Origin of the sequence: Variovorax sp. V116, assembly GCF_041154435.1 — a bacterium.
Lineage (GTDB): Bacteria > Pseudomonadota > Gammaproteobacteria > Burkholderiales > Burkholderiaceae_C > Variovorax > Variovorax paradoxus.
On sequence record NZ_AP028661.1, the window covers coordinates 2,430,076 to 2,449,868 of the forward strand.

General features: G+C 67.6%; 20 protein-coding genes. 11 read left to right on the forward strand and 9 right to left on the reverse strand.

All coding sequences use genetic code 11. The annotated features are described in order from the left end of the window. Positions 1-23 precede the first annotated feature (23 nt). The gene (rnhA, locus tag ACAM58_RS11505) at positions 24-473 is read left to right on the forward strand and encodes a ribonuclease HI (RefSeq protein WP_012747450.1); all 450 of its coding nucleotides are present in this window, start codon (positions 24-26) and stop codon (positions 471-473) included. A 34-nt stretch (positions 474-507) separates the two neighbouring features. Here rnhA and glp read toward each other — a convergent pair whose 3' ends face one another. From glp to ACAM58_RS11530, 5 genes are all read right to left on the reverse strand, one after another. Next, positions 508-1,818 carry a gephyrin-like molybdotransferase Glp gene (gene glp, locus ACAM58_RS11510; protein ID WP_012747451.1) on the reverse strand — a complete coding sequence of 437 codons (1,311 nt, stop codon included), beginning with the start codon at positions 1,816-1,818 and terminating at the stop codon, positions 508-510. Continuing rightward, a complete protein-coding gene (mobA, locus tag ACAM58_RS11515; RefSeq protein ID WP_012747452.1) occupies positions 1,815-2,465 on the reverse strand; it encodes a molybdenum cofactor guanylyltransferase MobA in 651 nt (216 codons plus the stop codon). The genes glp and mobA overlap by 4 nt, the downstream gene beginning before the upstream one ends. Beyond that, positions 2,462-3,613, reverse strand: coding sequence for a GTP 3',8-cyclase MoaA (gene moaA / locus ACAM58_RS11520; RefSeq protein ID WP_012747453.1), 1,152 nt, complete (start codon positions 3,611-3,613; stop codon positions 2,462-2,464). Before moaA ends, mobA begins: the two co-directional genes overlap by 4 nt. Positions 3,614-3,714: 101 nt before the next feature. Next, positions 3,715-5,148, reverse strand: coding sequence for an aldehyde dehydrogenase family protein (locus ACAM58_RS11525; protein ID WP_012747454.1), 1,434 nt, complete (start codon positions 5,146-5,148; stop codon positions 3,715-3,717). Between the two features lie 20 nt (positions 5,149-5,168). Next, positions 5,169-5,729 carry a peroxiredoxin gene (locus ACAM58_RS11530; RefSeq protein WP_012747455.1) on the reverse strand — a complete coding sequence of 187 codons (561 nt, stop codon included), beginning with the start codon at positions 5,727-5,729 and terminating at the stop codon, positions 5,169-5,171. 44 nt (positions 5,730-5,773) lie between these two features. Between ACAM58_RS11530 and ACAM58_RS11535 the strand changes: the two genes are divergently transcribed. The 8 genes from ACAM58_RS11535 (at position 5,774) to ACAM58_RS11570 (ending at position 13,323) form a co-directional block, all read left to right on the forward strand. Next, complete coding sequence (locus ACAM58_RS11535; protein ID WP_012747456.1) at positions 5,774-7,348, forward strand: phospholipase D family protein; 1,575 nt, start codon at positions 5,774-5,776, stop codon at positions 7,346-7,348. A 9-nt stretch (positions 7,349-7,357) separates the two neighbouring features. After that, positions 7,358-8,146, forward strand: coding sequence for a sterol desaturase family protein (locus ACAM58_RS11540; RefSeq protein WP_012747457.1), 789 nt, complete (start codon positions 7,358-7,360; stop codon positions 8,144-8,146). Then, positions 8,130-9,086: a fatty acid desaturase gene (locus ACAM58_RS11545; RefSeq protein WP_012747458.1), complete on the forward strand. Its 957-nt coding sequence runs from the start codon at positions 8,130-8,132 to the stop codon at positions 9,084-9,086. Before ACAM58_RS11540 ends, ACAM58_RS11545 begins: the two co-directional genes overlap by 17 nt. A 3-nt stretch (positions 9,087-9,089) precedes the next feature. Next, complete coding sequence (locus tag ACAM58_RS11550) at positions 9,090-11,033, forward strand: beta-ketoacyl-ACP synthase III (RefSeq protein ID WP_012747459.1); 1,944 nt, start codon at positions 9,090-9,092, stop codon at positions 11,031-11,033. Continuing rightward, positions 11,017-11,901: a hypothetical protein gene (locus tag ACAM58_RS11555; protein ID WP_012747460.1), complete on the forward strand. Its 885-nt coding sequence runs from the start codon at positions 11,017-11,019 to the stop codon at positions 11,899-11,901. Before ACAM58_RS11550 ends, ACAM58_RS11555 begins: the two co-directional genes overlap by 17 nt. 32 nt (positions 11,902-11,933) lie before the next feature. Continuing rightward, positions 11,934-12,302, forward strand: a complete 369-nt coding sequence (locus ACAM58_RS11560; protein WP_012747461.1) for a hypothetical protein — start codon at positions 11,934-11,936, stop codon at positions 12,300-12,302. Continuing rightward, positions 12,289-12,519 carry a hypothetical protein gene (locus tag ACAM58_RS11565; RefSeq protein WP_012747462.1) on the forward strand — a complete coding sequence of 77 codons (231 nt, stop codon included), beginning with the start codon at positions 12,289-12,291 and terminating at the stop codon, positions 12,517-12,519. Before ACAM58_RS11560 ends, ACAM58_RS11565 begins: the two co-directional genes overlap by 14 nt. Before the next feature lie 222 nt (positions 12,520-12,741). Then, entirely contained in the window at positions 12,742-13,323 is a 582-nt protein-coding gene (locus ACAM58_RS11570; protein WP_012747463.1) for a hypothetical protein, read from the forward strand. Here the strand turns inward: ACAM58_RS11570 and ACAM58_RS11575 are convergent. Then, positions 13,317-14,153, reverse strand: coding sequence for a metal-dependent hydrolase (locus ACAM58_RS11575; protein ID WP_012747464.1), 837 nt, complete (start codon positions 14,151-14,153; stop codon positions 13,317-13,319). The genes ACAM58_RS11570 and ACAM58_RS11575 overlap by 7 nt on opposite strands. A gap of 113 nt (positions 14,154-14,266) precedes the next feature. Here ACAM58_RS11575 and ACAM58_RS11580 point away from each other — a divergent pair, with 113 nt between their 5' ends. Then, positions 14,267-14,881, forward strand: coding sequence for a TetR/AcrR family transcriptional regulator (locus ACAM58_RS11580; protein ID WP_012747465.1), 615 nt, complete (start codon positions 14,267-14,269; stop codon positions 14,879-14,881). 19 nt (positions 14,882-14,900) lie between these two features. Here ACAM58_RS11580 and ACAM58_RS11585 read toward each other — a convergent pair whose 3' ends face one another. Continuing rightward, positions 14,901-15,269, reverse strand: coding sequence for a nuclear transport factor 2 family protein (locus ACAM58_RS11585; protein WP_012747466.1), 369 nt, complete (start codon positions 15,267-15,269; stop codon positions 14,901-14,903). Continuing rightward, positions 15,269-17,797 (reverse strand): sodium-translocating pyrophosphatase, encoded by a 2,529-nt coding sequence (locus tag ACAM58_RS11590; RefSeq protein ID WP_012747467.1) that lies wholly within the window; start codon positions 17,795-17,797, stop codon positions 15,269-15,271. Before ACAM58_RS11590 ends, ACAM58_RS11585 begins: the two co-directional genes overlap by 1 nt. A 254-nt stretch (positions 17,798-18,051) precedes the next feature. Between ACAM58_RS11590 and ppa the strand changes: the two genes are divergently transcribed. Then, positions 18,052-18,579 carry an inorganic diphosphatase gene (ppa, locus tag ACAM58_RS11595; RefSeq protein WP_012747468.1) on the forward strand — a complete coding sequence of 176 codons (528 nt, stop codon included), beginning with the start codon at positions 18,052-18,054 and terminating at the stop codon, positions 18,577-18,579. Between the two features lie 30 nt (positions 18,580-18,609). Here the strand turns inward: ppa and ACAM58_RS11600 are convergent, their stop codons facing one another. Continuing rightward, the gene (locus ACAM58_RS11600; RefSeq protein WP_012747469.1) at positions 18,610-19,791 is read right to left on the reverse strand and encodes a GNAT family N-acetyltransferase; all 1,182 of its coding nucleotides are present in this window, start codon (positions 19,789-19,791) and stop codon (positions 18,610-18,612) included. Between the last annotated feature and the right edge of the window lie 2 nt (positions 19,792-19,793).

A 19,793-nucleotide genomic window follows, 5' to 3' on the forward strand; every position in this document is an offset into this window, starting at 1 on the left:
TGAAGAAGAAGGAAAAGAGCGTTTTGAACGAAGTCGTGATCTACACCGATGGTGCGTGCAAAGGCAATCCCGGCCCTGGCGGCTGGGGCGCGTGGCTCAAGTCGGGCGCCACCGAAAAGGAACTGTTCGGCGGCGAACTCAACACCACCAACAACCGGATGGAGCTCACCGCCGTGATCGAGGGCCTGGCCGCGCTCAAGCGGCCCTGCAAGGTCATCCTCTACCTGGACAGCCAGTACGTGCGCATGGGCATCACCGAATGGATCCGCGGCTGGAAGGCCAAGGGCTGGCGCACCTCGACCAAGCAGCCGGTCAAGAACGTCGAGCTCTGGCAGAAACTCGACAAGCTGGTGGCCGAAGGAGGCCACGTGATCGAATGGCGCTGGGTCAAGGGCCACTCGGGCGACGTCGGCAACGAGCGTGCCGACATGCTGGCCAACAAGGGCGTGGACAAGGCGCTGGGCCGGATCTGAGCCGCTGCCTGCCGAGTGCGCGGCCCGTGGCGGGCTACGCCTCCAGCATCATCACGTCGACTTCGTCGCCCGCGGCCACATTGCCCTGGTCGTGGTGCAGCACCACGAGCCCGTTGGCCTCGACCATCGAGCTCAGCACGCCGGAGCCCTGGTTGCCGGCAATGCGGACCTCGGGCAGCGCACCGGCCACGGCCCGCACGAAGCCGCGCTGGTATTCGGTGCGGCCGGGCTTCTTGCGGATGGCGCTCGCGGCGCGCGCGCGCAGCAGCGGCGCCGGCGCGGCGGCAATCTCGTGGCAGCCCATCATGCGCAGCAGGGCGGGCCGCACGAAGGCGAGGAAGGTGACCATGACGGCCACCGGATTGCCGGGCAGGCCGAAGAGCACCGCCGAGCCTGGCGCGGCCTGCTGGCTGCGAGGAACGAGCCCCACCGCCATCGGCCGGCCGGGACGCATCGCCACGCGCCAGAAAGCCATGTCGCCGAGCTGCTGCATCACGGCGCGCGTGTGGTCGGCGGCGCCGACGCTCACGCCGCCGCTGGTGATGATGGCGTCGGCCTGGCCCGCGGCATGCTGCAGCGTGGCGGCGAGCGTGGCCGGGTCGTCGCGCACCAGGCCCAGGTCGATCACTTCGCAGCCCAGCCGCGTGAGCAGGCCGAACACGGTGTAGCGGTTGCTGTCGTACACCGCGCCTTCGCGCGGCGGCTCGCCAAGGCTCAGGATCTCGTCGCCGGTCGAGAAATAGGCCACGCGCAGCCGCCGCAGCGCGGGCACCGAAGGCAGGCCCAGGCTGGCGACCATGCCCAGCGCGGCAGGCGACAGGCGCTCGCCGCGGCGCAGGGCCGGCTGGCCCTGCATGAGGTCTTCACCCGCGAAGCGGCGGTTGTCGCCGCGCCGAAGCACCTTGGCGGGAAAGCGCACGCGGTCGCCGTCGACCTTGCAGAATTCCTGCGGGATCACGGTGTCGAGCCCTTCGGGCATGACCGCGCCCGTCATGATGCGAACCGCGTCGCCGGCGGCGAGCACGCCGCGCCAGGCCGTGCCGGCCAAGGCAGTGCCCACCACGCGCAGCTCGATGGAGGCGTCGGTCGGCGAATCGTCCCGCAGGATCGCGCCGTCGAAGGCAAAGCCGTCCATCGCGGAGTTGTCGTGCGGCGGCACGCTGACCGGCGAGATGATGTCTTCGGCCAGCACACGGCCGAGCGCTTCGCGCAGCGCGACTTCCTCGCGCTCGGCCACCACGGCGGGTGCTACCAGTTGCGCCAGGAAGGCCTGCACGCCCTGGACGCTCAGCGCCTGGGGGTCATAGCCGGCAAGGGCGGCGGCAATGTCGGCGATGCGGCTCATCGGTTTTCCAGCGCGTGCAGTTCGGCCAGCGTGTTGGCATTGAAGAAGGCGTCGGGGGCGTCGCCGGGGCGGTCGAAGGGCACGAGCACCGTGCGGTGCTGCGCGGTCCAGGCGTCGATCTTGCGTCCGCCGGACTGGGTGAAGTTCACCAGGCTTTCGAGCAGCGTGGTGTGCAGCAGGCAGAACACCGGCTGCGGCCGCAGCACCGGCGCTGCGCCGGGCTCGGCGGCGGCCTCGGGCGCGCTCACCATGGCGATTTCCGCGTTGTCGGCCACCAGGGCCTCGGCCAGCCGGCTCGCCAGGTCGAGCGGAAACAGCGGCGTGTCGCAGGGCACTGTGAGAAGGTAGGGCGTTTCGCAGCGTTCGAGCCCGGTCAGGAAGCCCGCGAGCGGGCCGGCATAGTCGGCCAGGCTGTCGGGCCACACCGGAACGCCGAAGGACTCGTAAGCCGCCAGGTTGCGGTTGGCATTGATCATGACCTCGCCCACCTGCATGCCCAGGCGCAGCACGGCATGCATGGCAAGCGGCGAGCCGTTGAAGTTCTGCAGGCCCTTGTCGATGCCGCCCATGCGGGAGCCGCGGCCGCCGGCCAGCAGCAGGCCGGTGATCTCGCCGGGGGAAATGGAATCTTGTGTTTTGGGGGTCATCCGCCGATGTAGCTCATTTCGACGCGGCGCGGCGCGGGGTTGTTGGCGTCGTGCTCGCCGCTGTCGGGGCCGCGCAGCGCGCGCAGTTCGGAATAGCGGTCGGCGCGGCCCTGCCAGATGTGGCCGATGGCGGAGCCGATGTCCTCGTCGGTGGCGGTGCCGCGCAGCAGGGGGCGCAGGTCGTGGCCCGCGCTCGCGAAGAGGCAGAGGTAGAGCTTGCCCTCGGTGGACAGGCGCGCACGGCTGCAGTCGTGGCAGAAGGCCTGGGTCACGCTGCTGATCACGCCGATTTCCCCGCCGCCGTCGGCGTAGGCCCATCGCTGGGCGGTTTCGCCCGGCGCGCTGGGCTCGAGCGGCACCAGCGGAAACTCGGCGCCGATGCGCGCAATGACCTCGGCCGAGGGCAGCACCTCGTCCATGCGCCAGCCGTTGGTGGCGCCCACGTCCATGTATTCGATGAAGCGCAGCACCACCTTGCCGCCGTGGTGGTCGCGGAAGTAGCGCGCCATCGGCAGGATTTCCTGCTCGTTGGTGCCGCGCTTGACCACCATGTTCACCTTCAGCGGACCGAGGCCCGCGGCCAGCGCCGCCTCGATGCCGGCGAGCACGTCGGCCACCGGAAAATCGACGTCGTTCATGTGGCGGAAGACCGCATCGTCCAGGCTGTCGAGGCTCACGGTCACACGCTGCAGGCCGGCGGCGGCCAGCGCGGCCGCCTTGCGCTGCAGCAGCGAGCCGTTGGTGGTGAGCGTGAGCGCGAGCGGTTCGCCGCCCGGGGTGCGGATTTCAGAGAGCTGCGCGATCAGCGCCTCGATGTTCTTGCGCAGCAGCGGCTCGCCGCCGGTGAGGCGGATCTTGCGCACGCCATGGGCCGCGAACAGGCGCGCGAGCCGGGTCATTTCCTCGAAGCTCAGCAGCGCGCTGTGCGGCAGGTACTGGTAGTCCTTGTCGAACACGTCCTTCGGCATGCAGTAGCTGCAGCGGAAGTTGCAGCGGTCGGTCACGCTGATGCGCAGGTCGGTGAGCGGCCGGCCCAGGCGGTCGAGCAGCCGCCCGGTGGCGGGCACGGCCACCTCCGGAACCGCCACGGCGGGGCGCGCGCGGCCGACCTCGGAGAGCGGAATGACGGTGGTGCTTTTGCGGTTCATGGACAGCGGCCAATTTACTCCATCGGGCGCGGGCCGATTCCGAAAAGGGCTACTCCTCGGCGAGCGCCGCCCGGAACCCGGCCCTGCACGCGGCGCGCGCCTCAGCCGTGCTTGATGGCCACCGTCTTGAGCGTGGTGAAGCCGTAGAGCGCTTCGAAGCCCTTTTCGCGTCCGTAGCCCGACGACTTGACGCCGCCGAACGGCAGTTCCACGCCGCCGCCGGCGCCGTAGTTGTTGATGAACACCTGGCCGCTGCGAACCCGCTTGGCCATGCGGAACTGGCGCGCACCGTCGGTCGTCCAGACGCCGGCCACAAGGCCGAACTGCGTGGCGTTGGCGAGCGCCACCGCTTCGTCCTCGTCGGCGAACTGCATCGCGGCGAGCACCGGGCCGAACACCTCTTCCTGGGCGAGGCGGTGGTTCACCGGCACGTCGCGCAGCAGGGTGGGGGCCTGGTAGAAGCCGGTTTCGGGCGCCTCGTCGACCACGATGCCGTGGGCCACCATCGGGATGCCCGCCACCTGGGCGTCGCTCAGGAAATCCCACACGCGCTGCTGCTGTGTCTGGCGGATCAGCGGGCCGACGTCCAGGTCCATGGCCGCGGGGCCGACGCGCAGGGCCTCGAAGGCACGGCCGAGGCGCTCGAGCAGCGGCTCGTAGATGCCGCGCTGGATCAGCACGCGCGAGCCGGCCGAACAGGTCTGGCCGGCGTTCTGCACGATGGCGTTGATGATCACCGGAATGGCCGCGTCGAGGTCGGCGTCGGCAAAGATGATCTGCGGGCTCTTGCCGCCGAGTTCGAGCGTGACCGGGCAATGCCGCTCCGCCGCCACCTGCTGGATCAGCGTGCCGATCTTCGGGCTGCCGGTGAAGCTGATGTGGTCGATGCCTTCGTGCCGCGCGAGCGCGTCGCCCACTTCATGGCCGTAGCCTGTCACGATGTTGAGCGCGCCGGCCGGAAAGCCGACCTCGGCCGCCAGCTGCGCCACGCGAATGAGGGAAAGGCAGGCATCCTCGGCCGGCTTCACCACGCACACGTTGCCGGCCGCCAGCGCGCCGCCCACGCTGCGCCCGAAGATCTGCATCGGGTAGTTCCACGGAATGATGTGGCCGGTGACGCCGTGCGGCTCGCGCCAGGTGAAGACGCTGTAGCCGTCCTGGTAGGGAATGGTCTCGCCGTGCAGCTTGTCGCAGGCGCCGGCATAGAACTCGAAATAGCGCACCAGCGCGAGTGCGTCGGCGCGGGCCTGCTTCACCGGCTTGCCGCAATCGCGCTGCTCGATGAGCGCGAGCTCGTCGACGTGCTCGGCAACCTTCTGCGAGAGCTTGTAGAGCAGGCGGCCGCGGTCGGCCGCGCTCACCTTGTGCCAGACGCCCTCGAAGCAGTCGCGCGCCGCGCGCACGGCGGAATCGATGTCGGCGGCATTGCTGCGCTGGATTTCGTCGAAAGGCTGGCCGTCGGAGGGGTCGAGCACCTGCAGGGTGCGGCCGGAGGATGACGGGACGTCGGCGTTGGCGATGAAGTTGAGTTGCATGGGACGGGATTTTGCACCCGCTACCGGGGTGCGCCTGCGCCCGGCCGCGGCAGCGCCCGGACCGCGTTGAGCATGCGCTCCACGTGCTTGTCCGGATTCAGGTTCTGGTAGTAATAGGCCACCTTGCCGTTCGGCGCGATCACGTAGGACAGTCGGTTGGCGAAGTCGGGCCGGGTCTGCATCAGGGCGTCGAAGCCGTTGATCACGGATTTGGATTCATCCGAAGCCACGGGAAAGCGGCTCTGGCACGACTTGACCGAGAACTTGGAGAGGGTGTCGATGTCGTCGGCCGACACGCCGATGACCGTGGCGCCGAGCGCGGCGAACTGGTCGACGGCTTCGGCGAAGGCATGCGCTTCGATCGAACAATCGCTGGAGTCGGCCGCCGGAAAGAAGTACACCACCACCGGGCCCTTGGCCAGCGCCTCGGCCAGCGAATAGCGGAAGGTCTTGCCGCCGAGCGCGGCGTTGGCGGTGAACTTGGGCACCGGATCGCCGATGTCCAGTGCAGCCCAGGCGGGCAGTGCCAGCCCGGCGGCGACCGACATCAGGGCAATGCGTGAGAGGATCGGTCTTGCCATGGTGTAACTCCGAGCAGGGGTGAAACGAATTCTAGGATGCCATCATGAACCTCTGGACCCCACTTCTGCGTATCTGTCTTGCCGGCGCCATGGCTGCGGCGCTGGCGGCGTGCGGCTCGCTGCCGCCGGCGCGCGAGCGGGCGGCGGTGAACGCCGCCGCGGCCGATCCGTCCACCACCCTGGCACGCATCGCAGCCGCCTCGACGCCGCCGGGCGAGCATTCGGGCTTCCGGCTGATGCCGCTCGGCGTGTATTCGCTCGACGCGCGCGTGCAGCTTGCAGAGCGCGCCCAGCGCTCGCTGGTGGTCCAGTACTACCAGTTCGAGAACGACGCCACCGGCCGCCTCCTGATGCGCGCGCTGCGCGAGGCGGCCGGGCGCGGGGTGCAGGTGCGGCTGCTGGTGGACGATCTCTACACAGTCAAGAGCCAGCAGCCGCTGCTCGCGCTTTCGGCCACGCCCAATGTGCAGGTGCGGCTGTTCAATCCGTTCTGCTGCGGACGCGGCGGTTTTCTCTCGCGCTTCGCGGCCTCGCCGCACGAGATCGGGCGGCTCAACCACCGCATGCACAACAAGCTCTTCATCGCCGACGGCGTCATGGCGGTGGTGGGCGGGCGCAACATCGCCGACGAGTATTTCGTGCTGAGCGAGGCGCAGAACTTCATCGACATGGACGCGCTGGTGGTGGGCAAGGTGCTGCCGCAGCTCGAATCGATCTTCGACGCCTACTGGAACAGCGAGCAGGTCTGGCCCATTGCCGACATCGTGCGCGGGGAGGGCGGCCGCACGCCCACGGCCGCCGACTTCGACGCCTGGATCGGCATGGCCGCGCCGCCGCCGAAGATCGTGCTGCCGCCGTCCGACGTGCTGGGCTACGGGCCGATCGCGGAAGAACTCGACGGTGGCCGCATGGGCCTGCTGTGGGGCGAGGCCCGCGCGATTGCCGATCCGCCCACCAAGCCCGCAACGATGACCGAGGACGAGGCCATTGCCACCAGCGTGACCATGAAGGTCTGGACGCTGCTGATGGACGCCAAGGTCGAGGTCGACCTGACCTCGCCCTACCTGGTGCCCGGCGAGCGCGGCATGGCGGCCTTCGAGGACCTTGCCAGGCGCAAGGTCAAGCTCACGCTCTTGACCAATTCGCTGGCCGCCAACGACGAGCCGCTGGTGCACACCGGCTATGCGCGCTACCGCGAGCGGCTGCTCAGGAGCGGTGCCGACCTGTACGAGCTGAGCCCGCAGCGCACCACCGCGGGCGAGCGCTTCGGCATGTTCGGCAAATCGCTGGGGCGGCTGCACTCCAAGACCGCCGCCATCGACAAGACCCGCATCTTCATCGGCTCGATGAACCTCGATCCGCGCTCGGCGAGCCAGAACACCGAGATGGGCGTGGTGGTCGACAGCCCGCAGCTGGCGCGCGAGATGCTGCGCGTCATCAACATCAGCAAGCTGCAGAATTCGTACCGGCTGCGCATTGCCAAGGACACCGGCACGCTGCAGTGGCTCACCACCGATGGCGAGAAGGAAGTCATCCTCACGTCGGAGCCGGAATCGAGCTTCTTCCAGCGCCTCCACAACCTGATCATTGCACCCCTGGTTCCCGAAATGCTGCTGTAGCCTCGGGGGATGGCGCAAAGCTTCATTTCGTTGTCGGCCCTCCAGGTGATGTGCTGGGGGCTGATCTTTTTCGGCGGCATCTACCTGGGATTCGGTGTCCTCAACTGGCTACTGGCCCGGCGGGTGCTGCCCGCGCTCGGCATCGGGCGCGTGCTCGACCCGCGGCCGCTGCAGCCGGGGCAGCTGCGCCGCGAACTGGCGCAGTCGGGCGTGTCGGTGCTCGTGTTCGGGCTGGGCATGGTGTTTCCGTGGGGCTTGCTCCAGCTGGGCTGGGCGCGGCTCGATGCCGACGCGGGCTGGCGCCAGGTCGCGGCCGAAATCCTGGTGCTCGCGATCTGGAACGACGTTCATTTCTGGTTCAACCACCGGCTGCTGCACACGCGCTGGCTGCGGCGCTTTCACGGGCCGCACCACCGCTCGGTCGTGACCACGCCATGGGCGACGTACAGCTTCCATCCGATCGAGGCGGCCATGCTCGGCAACGTGATCCTGCTGCCGATGCTGCTGCACGACTTCAGCTTCTGGTCGCTCGCGTCGGTGCCGCTGTTCAGCCTGTTCTTCAACAGCATCGGGCATTCGAACTACGACTTCTTTCCCCGGGCGTCGTACAGCCACTGGTTTGCCGCAAGCCGCCGGCACCATTTGCACCACGCCTGCCACAGCGGCAACTACGGCTTCCAGTTCACTTTCATGGACCGGTTGTTCGGCACGCGCATTGCCGCCGACGCGGCCGAGCCGCAGTTCCTGGCCTTCCGCGAGAAGCAGCAACGCCAACCGCAGCATGGCACGCCGGCCTGAGGCGCCGCGCCGGCCGGCGCGCCTTCGCCATGGGCGCGACTGGCAGAGCCTGGCGTACCTGGCGGCGCTCCCGGCGCTGGCGGCATGGCAGTGGATGCACGGCTTTGCCGTGCTGCTCTATGCGCCGATGCTGTTCCTGACGCTGGGCGTGGGCGTGATCCACCACAACCATGTGCATCTGCGCATGTGGCGCGGGCGGCGCATGAACCGGGTCACCGACTTCTGGATCACGCTGCTGCAGGGCCATCCAACCTTCGTCTTCTGGCCGGCGCACGTGGCCAACCACCATCGCCACCGGCACGGGCCGCGGGACGTGGCGCGCACCTACCGCTTCGGCGGCGACACCAACCATCTGCGGGGCTACCTGCTGCATCCGTTCCAGGCCGTGTGGGTGCTGGTGCCGGTGTTCTTCGGCTGGCTCGCGCGGCTTCGCAGGCGCCGGCCGGGACCCTGGCGCTACTGCATGGCGCAGTACGCCCTGTGGCTCGGCAGCTGGAGCGCGCTGCTGCTGCTCGACTGGCGCAAGGCCCTTCTGCTGGTGATCGTGCCGCAGCTGCACGGGCTGCACTGGCTGCTGGCCACCAACTATCTGCAGCACGCACATGCCGACGGACGCCGGCCCGTGCCGGATGTGGAGGCGCGGCGCGATACCGCGGGTACCCGCCTGAACTACGCGCGCAATTTCGAGGGGCTGGTGAACCCTTTGCTGTTCAACATCGGCCTGCACACCGCACATCACGAGAACCCGCATGTCCACTGGTCCGAGCTCACGCAGCTGCACCGCACGCGCTACCGCGCGCAGGTCGATCCTGCGCTCAACGAGCAGGGACTGGTGCCCTACATGGTTCGCGTGTTCGTGCTCGGAGCGCTGTGGCCGCGTTTTCGCAGCCGCCCGCTGATGCCGTCCGTGCCCGTGCCGCCCGAGTCTCCAACCCACTGAACCATGCCCGTCCCATTCCAACGCGTCTATATCGAGAGCGCCGGCTACTTCATGCCCGGCGAGCCCATTCCCAACGAGCGCATGGATGCCTACATCGCACCGCTCAACCGGATGTCGGAGCGCATCAAGCGGCGCATCCTGGCCGAGAACGGCATCCTCACGCGGCACTATGCGATCGACGAGGAGGGCATGACGCGCCACACCAATGCGCAGCTGGCGGCATGCGCGATCCGCGACTGCCTGCAGCGCGGCGGCGCCGAGCTGTCGCGCGTGTCGCTGCTGGCCAGCGGCTCTTCGGGCGGCGACACGCTGATGCCCGGCTTTGCCAACATGATCCAGGGCGAACTGGCGGCGCCGCCCATGGAGACGCTGTCGGTGCACGGCATCTGCGCTGCGGGCGTGTCGGCTATCCAGTCGGCCGCGCAGGGCATCGAGCTGGGGGCACACCGCAGCGCGCTCGCGGTGGCCAGCGAAATGCCCTCGCGGCTTTTCAAGCGCTCGCGCTTTGCGGCGCGCGGCTACGAAACCGACTTCGATTCGCACTTCCTGCGCTGGATGCTTTCCGACGGCGCGGGCGCGCTGCTGCTGTCGGACGGCGCGCCCGCGCTGGCCGGCAATCCAGGGCTGCGGCTGCGGCTCAAGTGGGTGCACCAGCGCGCGTTCTCGGGGGACTATCCGGTCTGCATGCAGCTGGGCCTGACCGAGGACCGCGCGCGCGGCCATCTGGACTTCGGCTCGTGGGCCGAGGCGGAGGCGGCGGGTGCCTTGTCGCTGCGGCAGGACATCCGCCTGCTGCCGCATCTGTTCGACATCGGCATCCATGAATACGCAACGCTGGTGCAGGGCGGATGGCTCGATCCGAAGCGGATCGACCACTTCCTGTGCCACTACTCGTCGGAGAAATTCATTCCCGTGGTCGAGGACCTGATGGCCAAGGCCGACCTCGCCATTCCGCGCGAGCGCTGGTGGAGCAACCTGGCCTGGCGCGGCAACACGGGGGCCGCGTCGATCCTGATCATGCTGTCGGAGTTCCTGCACACCAAGGCGTTGAAGCCGGGCGAACAGATCTTCTGCTACGTACCGGAATCGGGACGCTTCATGGCCGCCTACATGCTGCTGGAGGTCGAGGCCGCCGAGGCGCCCGCCCAGGCGCTGGCCGTTCCGCGCACCACGGCCGACGCGGCCCCGGACGACGAAGCCGCGATCGCTCCGCCGCACGACCCGGCCGCCGCGCCCGAAGGCCTCGGCGCGCTGCTGACCGAACTGGCCGGCATCTGGCACGACTACCGCTCGCGCGCCTGGCGCACGCCGCTGATCCGCCAGATCCGCGAGCGCCGCCTTGCCTTGCCCGACTACCTGAACTGGATGGAGCAGTGGATCCCGCAGGTGCGCGAAGGCAGCCGCTGGATGCGCGAAGGCGCCGCTTCGCTGACCGGCCCGTACCAGGCGCTGGCCGCGCTGATCGACGTGCACGCGGGCGAGGAGCAGGACGACTTCAACATTCTCTTCAGCGACTACCGCAAGGCCGGCGGCACCGTCGAGCGGATCGACGATCTGCGCCGCAACCCTGGCGGAGAGGCGCTCAATGCCTACCTGCACGGCCTGGCCGCCACGCGCAACCCGATCGGCCTGCTGGGCGCCATCTACATCATCGAGGGCACGGGCCAGCGCATCGTTCCCGCGCTGCTGCCGCTGATCAAGGCCGGCCTGAAGCTGCTGCCCGACGCCTTCCGCTTTCTCGAATACCACGGCCACAACGACGAGAACCACCTGAACCGCTGGCTCGCCGCGGTGGAGATGGTGATGGCCGTGGAAGGCGGCGAGGGCGCCGAAGGCCGGGGCCGGGCGGCCCGCCAGATCATCGATACCGCGCGCCACACGGCCGCGCTGTACCTGATGCAGTTTCAGCACATTACACAGCGGATGCCCCATGAGCCGAACGCCTGACTTTCTTGCGCAGGAACACGACGAGCGCGATCCCAGTCCCTGGCTTGCGCTCTACCTGGACCAGAGCACGCCGCTGCCCGACGAGGTCAAGGCAGCGTGGCTGGCCGATTCGAGTTCGGGCTCGCGCCAGTACCTGCTGCCGTTCCTGCGGCCAGTGGCGCGGCTCACGATCATCCTGATCCAGGTGGTGAAGGTGTTCGTGCCGCGCAACTGGTCGCACTCGAAGCTGCTGCACCGGCTGCTGGCCTGGGGACTGAAACGCTTCGTCTCGCCGGAAGCGAACTGGCTGATCCTGCGGCATTTCCACCTCGGCTCGCAGGTGCTGGGCTTCATCGGCCGCAATTCGCCGGTACCCGTGGGCACCTCGCCGCTGGAGCCGGCCGACATCGATGCGCTCAAGGACGAGACCTTCCTGAAGCACGACCTGAATCTCTTCAACTTCGTGATCCGGCTGAACCAGGCGCTGCGCGACAAGGGGCTGGTGCTGGCCAAGGCGCCCGAGGTCGATTTTTCGATGATCAGGGACCCGGGCCTGCGGCTTTCGGACATGCCGCGCGGCAGGCTCAACTTTCTCGACCTGCAGAGCGCCATCGAGCTTTTCACGCCGCTGTACCAGCTGATGCTGACCGACAACGACTTCTGGCGCGCCGCCAATTCGCTGCAGCTGGACGAAACCATCGGCATCTACGCGGCCACCTTGCTGGGCGCCCCCGAGCACCTCATCCTGGTGAACAACAAGCATCCGCTGGTGCCGCTTTCGACCCTGCGGGCCGGGCACCGGCTGGTCATTCACGGGCTGTCGACGGAGATGCTGCACAGCCTGCTGCGGCGCATGCAGGCCGCGCAGGGGGCAACCCCCACGCCGTAGCAGCCACTTGCATAAGCGTATGCTGCCCCCAGATGCAATCCATGAACACGACCCATAATCCGTCTTCCAAGACCGATCTGGCAGTGACCCACGTGCTGGCTCAACTGCTGGAGCGGCTTGAGCACAGCGCCGTCCCCGTAGGCGCCGAGCAGTACCGCTCGGTGGTAGAACACCTGGTGCACGAATTCAACGACGTTGAGCCGGGCGCCGACCTGGGGCGTCTGCTGGACGCCTATCCTGCCGCCGCCGAGGTCTACGAAAACCTCAATTACCAACATGCCGGCCTCTGCCGCTCGGCGCTCGACACGGCGCTTGCGGCCGAAGTCAGCGCGAGAGAAGCCATTGCACGCGCCATGCGCAACACCGAACCGAAAAAGGACAAAGCCGATGGCCAAAGCTGAGGTCAAGACCGCCGTTGTGGCCGATGGCCTGCGTTACAAATCGAAGGCACCGGGCTCGCCGTTCCGCGCTTCGGCGTCGTTCAGCGGGGCGACCATGTCCTGCTTCATGTGCGGAAAGCACCGCGTACGGTCGCAATTGCGCACCCGCCAGGTGCTGGGCAAGTCCCAGACCGTTTGCGCGCCCTCGTGCAAGGCGCTCGACGAATCGCTCGAATAAGCCGGACTCGCGGGCCTAGCATGGCGGCGCGACGCCTTGGCGACATGCCCGAGCGTGAGAATTGCAGATTTTCTTTCCAAATCGCCTGCAATAGATATACAGTTAGACACAATTGATGCATTTATTGCGTTAGTCAAAAGTTCTAATTTGTAGTCGACGGCAAATGATTTTGTGTATGTGCAATAACGCCCAGCGCCGGGCGATTTGCGGAAGGAATCTGCAATGAACAAGTCGCGCCACGTGGTCATGCAGGTGGTCAAGCGTTCCTCCGGCAGTGCGACGCACCATGTGGAATTCCTCATGGACAACATCTTTGCGGAGCGCCTGCGCCAATTGCGCTCGCTGGTTCCGCCGCTGGGCAGCCTCAACAAGCAGCGCGACCTGGTGATCGACAAGGTGCGCGCGCGCCTTCCGAACGCCGTCTGGCGCACCGGAAGCCATGTCGACGAGGGCGTGGAGGGCTCCTGCATCGTCATTGCTGCGGAAGGCTCGTTCAATTGCGGCGGCAAGGACCGCCTGACGCGTGAAAAGCTGGTGACCTACAACTTTTCGATTTCGCGCCTGATCGAATTGCACGCCGAACGCCCCGACGGCGAAACCCTCTACATCCGCGACGGCACCTTTGCCAACGACGAGCCCGCCGACTCGGCCGCGGGCCTCTGGGTGGCCTCGCTGACCGAGCAGGAAACCGTGATGCGCATTCCGGATGCCCCTTCGGACTTCGACACCCTGCACGACCTGGCAATGCGCCCCGAACAGCGGGCCGCCGCCACTCCCCCCAGCCACAGGGCCAGTTTCTACTGAAGAGCCTCGGCCGCCGCGCCTACCGCCGTGTAGTGTGCGCGGTTGTTCTCGAGCCAGCGTGCCGACAGGCTGCTGTCCTGCTGCGCCGGATGGAAATCGGCGCGAAAGTAGCTGCGCCAGGCCTGCCGGTTGCCTCTGAGCAGGCCGCCTTTGCCAAGCAGGATGCGCGCGGCGCTCTTCCAGGTCGCCCATTTCCACAGCTGGCCTTCGCGGCGCAGGTTGTCGGCGGTCTGGCGCATGAGGTCGCCCAGGAACATCAGCGTCACGCGCCGGAACCAGCGCCTGCGCCAGGCGTCGGACCCTTGCGCAGCCTGGTAGATGTCGAACGCCACGGCCTTGTGCTCCAGCTCTTCGGCGCTGTGCCAGAGCCACATGGTGCGCAGCCGCGGCTCGGCGCCGTCGAGCACCTGGGGGTGGGCGAGCAGCCATTCGGCGAACATGGCGGTGAAGTGCTCCGTGGCTGCGGTGGCTGCCAGCGCATGGCGCGGATCGGCGCCCTCCAGCAACTGCATGCGCCTGGCGGCGCGGGGAGTCCAACCGTCCACCAGGCCCTGGTCCTGCAGGTGGGTGTTGAAAAGCGAATGAATGCGCCGGTGCGTAGCCTCCTGGCCGATGAAGCCGCGCACGTCGGCGCGAAGCGCTTCCTGTGCTTGCGCCGGCAGCGTGGCCGCGGCGTCGCGCACGGCATCGATGAAGAACTGCTCGCCGAACGGAAAGCTCATCGACAGCGCATTGAAAAAGGCGGTGGAGAATGCGTTGCCGCCGCACCAGTTGCGGCCGAACGGCGTTTGCAGGTCGATCAGAAGGCGGCGCACGACAAGGTCGGCCATGGCGGATGTTCCTTGGAAAATGCGATGCGGTACACATTCGTACCAATTTCCTGGAATGGTGCGCGCCACGGCTGGTACCGTCAAGTACCAATGCGGAGGACAATGTCTTTTCCATGAGCATCGCGACTGAAAAACCAGCCCTTGAGGCCGCCTCCGCAGAGCCGGCCCACGAGCACTACGCCCGGCTGCTGGAAGGCATGGCGCGCGCCGTGGCCGCCAAGGGCTACGCGGACACCACCATTGCCGACATCGTGCGCGAGGCCGCCGTGTCGCGCCGCACCTTCTACGAGCATTTCACGACCAAGTCGGAGTGCCTGATCGCGCTGTACGAGGCAGCCAGCAAGCTGGCGCTGCGCGCGGTGAGCGAAGCCTTCGATCCGGCCCAGCCCTGGCATGCGCAGGTGGAGCGGGCGATCACCGCGTATTTCGACTACCTTGCGCAGGATCCGGCGCTGCTGCGCACACTGTTCGTCGAGATCCTCGGCCTGGGCATGCCGGGGCTGGCGGCGCGGCGCCGGGTGAACGGCGAAATCGCCGGCTTCATCCAGGCGGCCATCAACAACGGCCCCGCGGCGCACCTGACGAGCGAAATGGCGATGACCGTGGTGGGCGGCATCAACGAACTGGTGCTGCAGGCCATCGAACAGGACCGGGTGGGTGAGCTCGGCCAGCTGGTGCCGCCGGCCACGCGCCTGGTGCGCGCGGTGGCGGCGGAGAGCGCCAGGTAGTACCAGCTAGCAAAGAGCGTCAGGTGGGCCTGGCCTGCGCCGGATCGTAGAAGAACTCTTCCTGGGCGATGCGCTCGCCCTCCCAGCGCTGCCAGGCGAGTTCTTCCATGCGCATGGCCTTGCCGTCCTTGAAGCGGAAATCGAAGACCCAGCGGATCACCACGTGGTCGCCGTTCACGAACACCGGGCGCACGCAGGTCGAAACCACCGAGGCGGTGCGGTCCAGCGTCGCCTGCTCGCGCGCAACCAGCGCGCTGCGGCCGCGCCGGGGCTCGGCCTGGTTCTCGCGCATGGTCGCGTCCTCGGTGTAATAGTCCTCGATGGCCTGGGCGTGCGCACCGCTTTCCACGGCGGCAATGAAGGCCTCGAGTCTTTCCGTGATGGGCATCAGGCCTTGACCTTCACTTCGACGCGGCGGGCTTCGCTCGCGGGCCCGTCCGCCTGGGTCTGCTCGGGCTTGGCAAGCTCGATCTTGTCCGCGGGGGCGCCGGCGGCCTTGAGCGCATCGCCCACGGCCACGGCGCGCTGCTTGGCGAGCTCGGCGTTCTTGGCCGGATCGCCGCTTGCATCGTGGTAGCCGCTCACGAGCAGCACGCTGCCGCTCTGCACGGCCTTGATGACATCGGCCAGTGCTTCCTTGGCATTGGGCGCGACCTCGGCCTTGCCGCTCTCGAAGTAGAACTTCACCACGCCGTTCTCGACCTTCACGGCCGCGGCGTCGGCGGCTGCCACGGTGCCGGAGGCCACTGCCGCCACCGGCGCTGCGGGCGCGGAGGGCTGGGCAGCGGCGGCCGGCGCGGTCGCTGCCGGAGGCATCTCGACCTTGTGCGGCACGGCCGCGGCCGCATCGCCGGCATGGAACTTGACCACCAGCGGCACGATCAGCAGCGCCACGATGTTGATGATCTTGATCAGCGGATTCACCGCCGGGCCGGCCGTGTCCTTGTAGGGGTCGCCCACGGTGTCGCCGGTGACGGCCGCCTTGTGCGCCTCGGAGCCCTTGCCGCCGTGGTGGCCGTCCTCGATGTACTTCTTGGCGTTGTCCCATGCGCCGCCGCCCGTGCACATCGAGATGGCGACGAACAGGCCGGTCACGATGGTGCCCATCAGCAGGCCGCCCAGCGCCTTGGGCCCGAGCACCAGCCCGACCAGGATCGGCACCACCACCGGCAGCAGCGAGGGGATCATCATTTCCTTGATGGCCGCGCCGGTCAGCATGCCCACGGCCTTGCCGTACTCGGGCTTGCCGGTGCCTTCCATGATGCCGGGGATCTCGCGGAACTGCCGGCGCACCTCCTCGACCACCGCGCCGGCCGCCCGGCCCACGGCCTCCATGGCCATGGCGCCGAACAGGTAGGGAATCAGCCCGCCGATGAACAGGCCGACGATCACCATCGGGTCGCTCAGGTTGAAGCTGATGTTCAGCCCGAAGCTCTCCAGCTTGTGGGTGTAGTCGGCAAAGAGCACCAGCGAGGCGAGGCCGGCCGAGCCGATCGCGTAGCCCTTGGTCACGGCCTTGGTGGTGTTGCCCACGGCATCGAGCGGGTCGGTCACGGCGCGCACGCTGTCGGGCAGCTCGCTCATCTCGGCGATGCCGCCGGCGTTGTCGGTGATGGGACCGTAGGCGTCGAGCGCCACCACGATGCCCGCCATGCTCAGCATGGCCGTGGCGGCCACCGCAATGCCGAACAGCCCGGCGAGCGCATATGAGGCCATGATGGCCACGCAGACGCAGATCACCGGCCATGCCGTCGAACGCATCGAGACGCCCAGGCCCGCGATGATGTTGGTGCCGTGGCCCGTGGTGGAAGCCTGCGCGATGTGCTGCACCGGCTTGTACTGCGTGCCGGTGTAGTACTCGGTGATCCACACCAGCGCGGCCGTGAGCGCCAGGCCCACGAAGCAGGCGCCGAACAGCTTGAGCTGGCTGCCGCTCGGGGCAATGGCGTTGTCGGGGATGAGCCAGCTCGTGACGAACCAGAACGCGATCAGCGACAGGAGGCCCGCCACCGCCAGCCCCTTGTAGAGCGCCGGCATCACGTTGGTCATGCCCGGCGAGGCCTTGACGAAGAAGCAGCCGATGATCGACGCGATGATCGACACGCCGCCCAGTGCCAGCGGATAGAGCACCGCATTGAGCGGCGCCGCCGTGACCATCAGCGCGCCCAGCACCATGGTGGCGATCAGCGTGACGGCATAGGTCTCGAACAGGTCGGCCGCCATGCCGGCGCAGTCGCCGACGTTGTCGCCCACGTTGTCGGCAATCACCGCCGGGTTGCGCGGGTCGTCTTCCGGAATACCGGCCTCGACCTTGCCCACCAGGTCGGCGCCCACGTCGGCGCCCTTGGTGAAGATGCCGCCGCCCAGCCGCGCGAAGATCGAGATCAGCGAGGAGCCGAAGGCAAAGCCGATCAGCGGATTGAGGATGGCCGAGAGGCTGCGGTCCGGCGTGAGGTTGCCGTTGCCCGCCAGGAACCAGTAGAAGACCGAGACGCCCAGGAGGCCCAGCCCCACCACCAGCATGCCCGTGATGGCGCCGCCGCGGAATGCGACGTCCAGCGCCGGGCCGATGCCTTGCGTGGCCGCCTGCGCGGTGCGCACGTTGGCGCGCACCGACACGTTCATGCCGATGAACCCGCAGGCGCCCGAAAGCACCGCGCCCACCACGAAGCCGATGGCCGTGGTCGCGTCCAGGAAGATGCCGATGAGAATGGCCAGGACCACGCCGACCACCGCGATGGTGGTGTACTGCTTGGCGAGGTAGGCCGATGCGCCGGCCTGGATGGCGGCCGCGATTTCCTGCATCCGCGCGTTGCCCGGGTCCTTGGCGAGAATCCAACTTCGGGCCCAGAAACCGTAGCCGACGGCCACGAGGCCGCAGACGATGGCGAGTATCAGGGGGGTGTTGCCGATCATGCTTTGCTTCTCCATTCGTTCGTTGTGACTAGTGGAGACGGACAGCATGGGTCCTGCGCGCAACGCGTACGGGACCCAGGTTTTCCGTCGCGTTGCTTCCTCGAAGCTCGCAGCACCGAGGTGCGGAGCCGATTGGCCAACGGGTGCAATTTACAGGCAAAAACAAGAACGCGTGCGACCGGGCCGTGACACGGAAAGTAAACTCCGGGTTTGTCCCCATCTCCCCTCATACTTTTCAACTACTCGAAAACGTCATGTCCTTCGACAAAGTCTCCCCCGGCAAGAACATCCCCGACGCCTTCAATGTCGTGATCGAAATCCCGATGAATGCCGACCCGATCAAGTACGAAGTCGACAAGGAATCGGGCGCGATCTTCGTCGACCGCTTCATGACGACGGCGATGTACTACCCGGCCAACTACGGCTACGTGCCGCAGACCCTCTCCGGCGACGGCGACCCGGTCGATGTGCTGGTGATCGCGCCGTACCCGCTGCTGCCGGGCGTGGTCGTGCCCTGCCGCCCCCTGGGCATCCTGATGATGGAGGACGAAGCCGGCGTCGACGGCAAGGTGCTGGCCGTGCCCACCGACAAGGTGCTGCCGATCTACAGCCACTGGAAGTCGGTCGACGACGTGAACCCGATGCGCCTGAAGGCCATCAGCCACTTCTTCGAGCACTACAAGGACCTGGAAGCCGGCAAGTGGGTCAAGGTGCTGGGCTGGGAAGGTATCGACGCGGCCAAGAAGGAAATCGTCGACGGCATCGCCGCCTACAAGAAGTAAGCGGCTTCCCGGGTGTTCGCGGCCGGCTGCTCAGCCGGCCTTGAAGGGGCTGCGTTCGCCCAGGTGGTCCATGTAGTTCTCGATGCCTTCGCCCTCGCGCTCGAGAAAACGTTCGACCGCGTCGGCGAAGCCGGGGTGCGCGAGCCAGTGCGCGCTGGTGGTCTTCACCGGCATCAATGCGCGCGCCATCTTGTGCTCGCCCTGCGCCCCGCCTTCGAAGCGCCGGGCGCCGTGGGCAATGCACCAGGCCAGCGGCTGGTAGTAGCAGGCCTCGAAATGCAGGCAGTCGACGCGCTCCACGGCGCCCCAGTAGCGGCCATAGGCCACCAGCGCGTCGTCCCCGTGGGTGGACAGCGCGATCAGGCTCGCCGCGATGGGCTTTCCTCCGCGCTCGGCGACGAACAGCAGCCAGGCTTCGGGCATGGTGTCGGCCATGCGCTGGAAGAAGTCGCGCGAAAGATAGGGCGGGTTGCCATGCTCGCGGTAGGTGCGCGCATAGCAGCGGTAGAAGAAATCCCAATCCGACCGGGCGATGTCTGCGCCGCGCGACCAGCGAAAGGTCACGCCGGCCTCGGCCACCTTGCGGCGCTCCTGCCGGATCTTCTTGCGCTTGTCGTGCGACAGGCTGGCAAGAAAGGCTTCGAAGTCCGCGTAGCCGGCTGTCTCGCCTGATTCCCCCGGGGCGGCATTCGTCCAGTGGAACTGCACCGTGTTGCGCAGCATCAGGCCCGCTTCGGTGCAGGCGGCAATGTCGGCGTCCGCGCCGAACAACAGATGCAGCGACGACAGTTCTTCCTTCCTGCACCAGGCCACCAGTGCCTGCACCAGCAGCGTGCGGTCCTGCGCATCGCGCGCCAGCAGGCGTGCGCCGGGCACCGGCGTGAACGGCACGGCCACCACCGCCTTGGGATAGTAGGCAAGCCCATGCTGCTCGTAGGCGTTGGCCCAGGCCCAGTCGAAGACATATTCGCCATAGGAGTGGGTCTTGATGTAGGCCGGGCAGGCCGCCCGCAGTTCCTCGCCGCGCCACAGGGTGATGAACTGCGGCATCCAGCCGCTTTCGGGCGAGGCGCTGCCGCTGTCGTGCAATGCCGAAAGGTATTCATGGCGCATGAAGGGCGAGGGCTGCGCCTCGGCCGCGAGGAGGGCGTTCCATGCTTTCGGGTCCAGGTCCGACAGCGACGCCACCACCCGAATGACATAATCGTTCAAGC

Excerpts from the sequence above, each read along its gene's own strand:
- ACAM58_RS11565 (WP_012747462.1), top strand. The coding sequence starts at position 12,289 with ATGGCCAAAGCTGAGGTCAAGACCGCCGTTGTGGCCGATGGCCTGCGT.
- ACAM58_RS11545 (WP_012747458.1), top strand. The coding sequence starts at position 8,130 with ATGGCACGCCGGCCTGAGGCGCCGCGCCGGCCGGCGCGCCTTCGCCAT.
- ACAM58_RS11535 (WP_012747456.1), top strand. The coding sequence starts at position 5,774 with ATGAACCTCTGGACCCCACTTCTGCGTATCTGTCTTGCCGGCGCCATG.
- ACAM58_RS11585 (WP_012747466.1), bottom strand. The coding sequence starts at position 15,269 with ATGCCCATCACGGAAAGACTCGAGGCCTTCATTGCCGCCGTGGAAAGC.
- ACAM58_RS11540 (WP_012747457.1), top strand. The coding sequence starts at position 7,358 with ATGGCGCAAAGCTTCATTTCGTTGTCGGCCCTCCAGGTGATGTGCTGG.
- ppa (WP_012747468.1), top strand. The coding sequence starts at position 18,052 with ATGTCCTTCGACAAAGTCTCCCCCGGCAAGAACATCCCCGACGCCTTC.
- ACAM58_RS11560 (WP_012747461.1), top strand. The coding sequence starts at position 11,934 with ATGCAATCCATGAACACGACCCATAATCCGTCTTCCAAGACCGATCTG.
- ACAM58_RS11580 (WP_012747465.1), top strand. The coding sequence starts at position 14,267 with ATGAGCATCGCGACTGAAAAACCAGCCCTTGAGGCCGCCTCCGCAGAG.
- ACAM58_RS11530 (WP_012747455.1), bottom strand. The coding sequence starts at position 5,729 with ATGGCAAGACCGATCCTCTCACGCATTGCCCTGATGTCGGTCGCCGCC.
- ACAM58_RS11550 (WP_012747459.1), top strand. The coding sequence starts at position 9,090 with ATGCCCGTCCCATTCCAACGCGTCTATATCGAGAGCGCCGGCTACTTC.
- moaA (WP_012747453.1), bottom strand. The coding sequence starts at position 3,613 with ATGAACCGCAAAAGCACCACCGTCATTCCGCTCTCCGAGGTCGGCCGC.
- glp (WP_012747451.1), bottom strand. The coding sequence starts at position 1,818 with ATGAGCCGCATCGCCGACATTGCCGCCGCCCTTGCCGGCTATGACCCC.
- mobA (WP_012747452.1), bottom strand. The coding sequence starts at position 2,465 with ATGACCCCCAAAACACAAGATTCCATTTCCCCCGGCGAGATCACCGGC.
- ACAM58_RS11525 (WP_012747454.1), bottom strand. The coding sequence starts at position 5,148 with ATGCAACTCAACTTCATCGCCAACGCCGACGTCCCGTCATCCTCCGGC.
- ACAM58_RS11575 (WP_012747464.1), bottom strand. The coding sequence starts at position 14,153 with ATGGCCGACCTTGTCGTGCGCCGCCTTCTGATCGACCTGCAAACGCCG.
- ACAM58_RS11570 (WP_012747463.1), top strand. The coding sequence starts at position 12,742 with ATGAACAAGTCGCGCCACGTGGTCATGCAGGTGGTCAAGCGTTCCTCC.
- ACAM58_RS11590 (WP_012747467.1), bottom strand. The coding sequence starts at position 17,797 with ATGATCGGCAACACCCCCCTGATACTCGCCATCGTCTGCGGCCTCGTG.
- ACAM58_RS11555 (WP_012747460.1), top strand. The coding sequence starts at position 11,017 with ATGAGCCGAACGCCTGACTTTCTTGCGCAGGAACACGACGAGCGCGAT.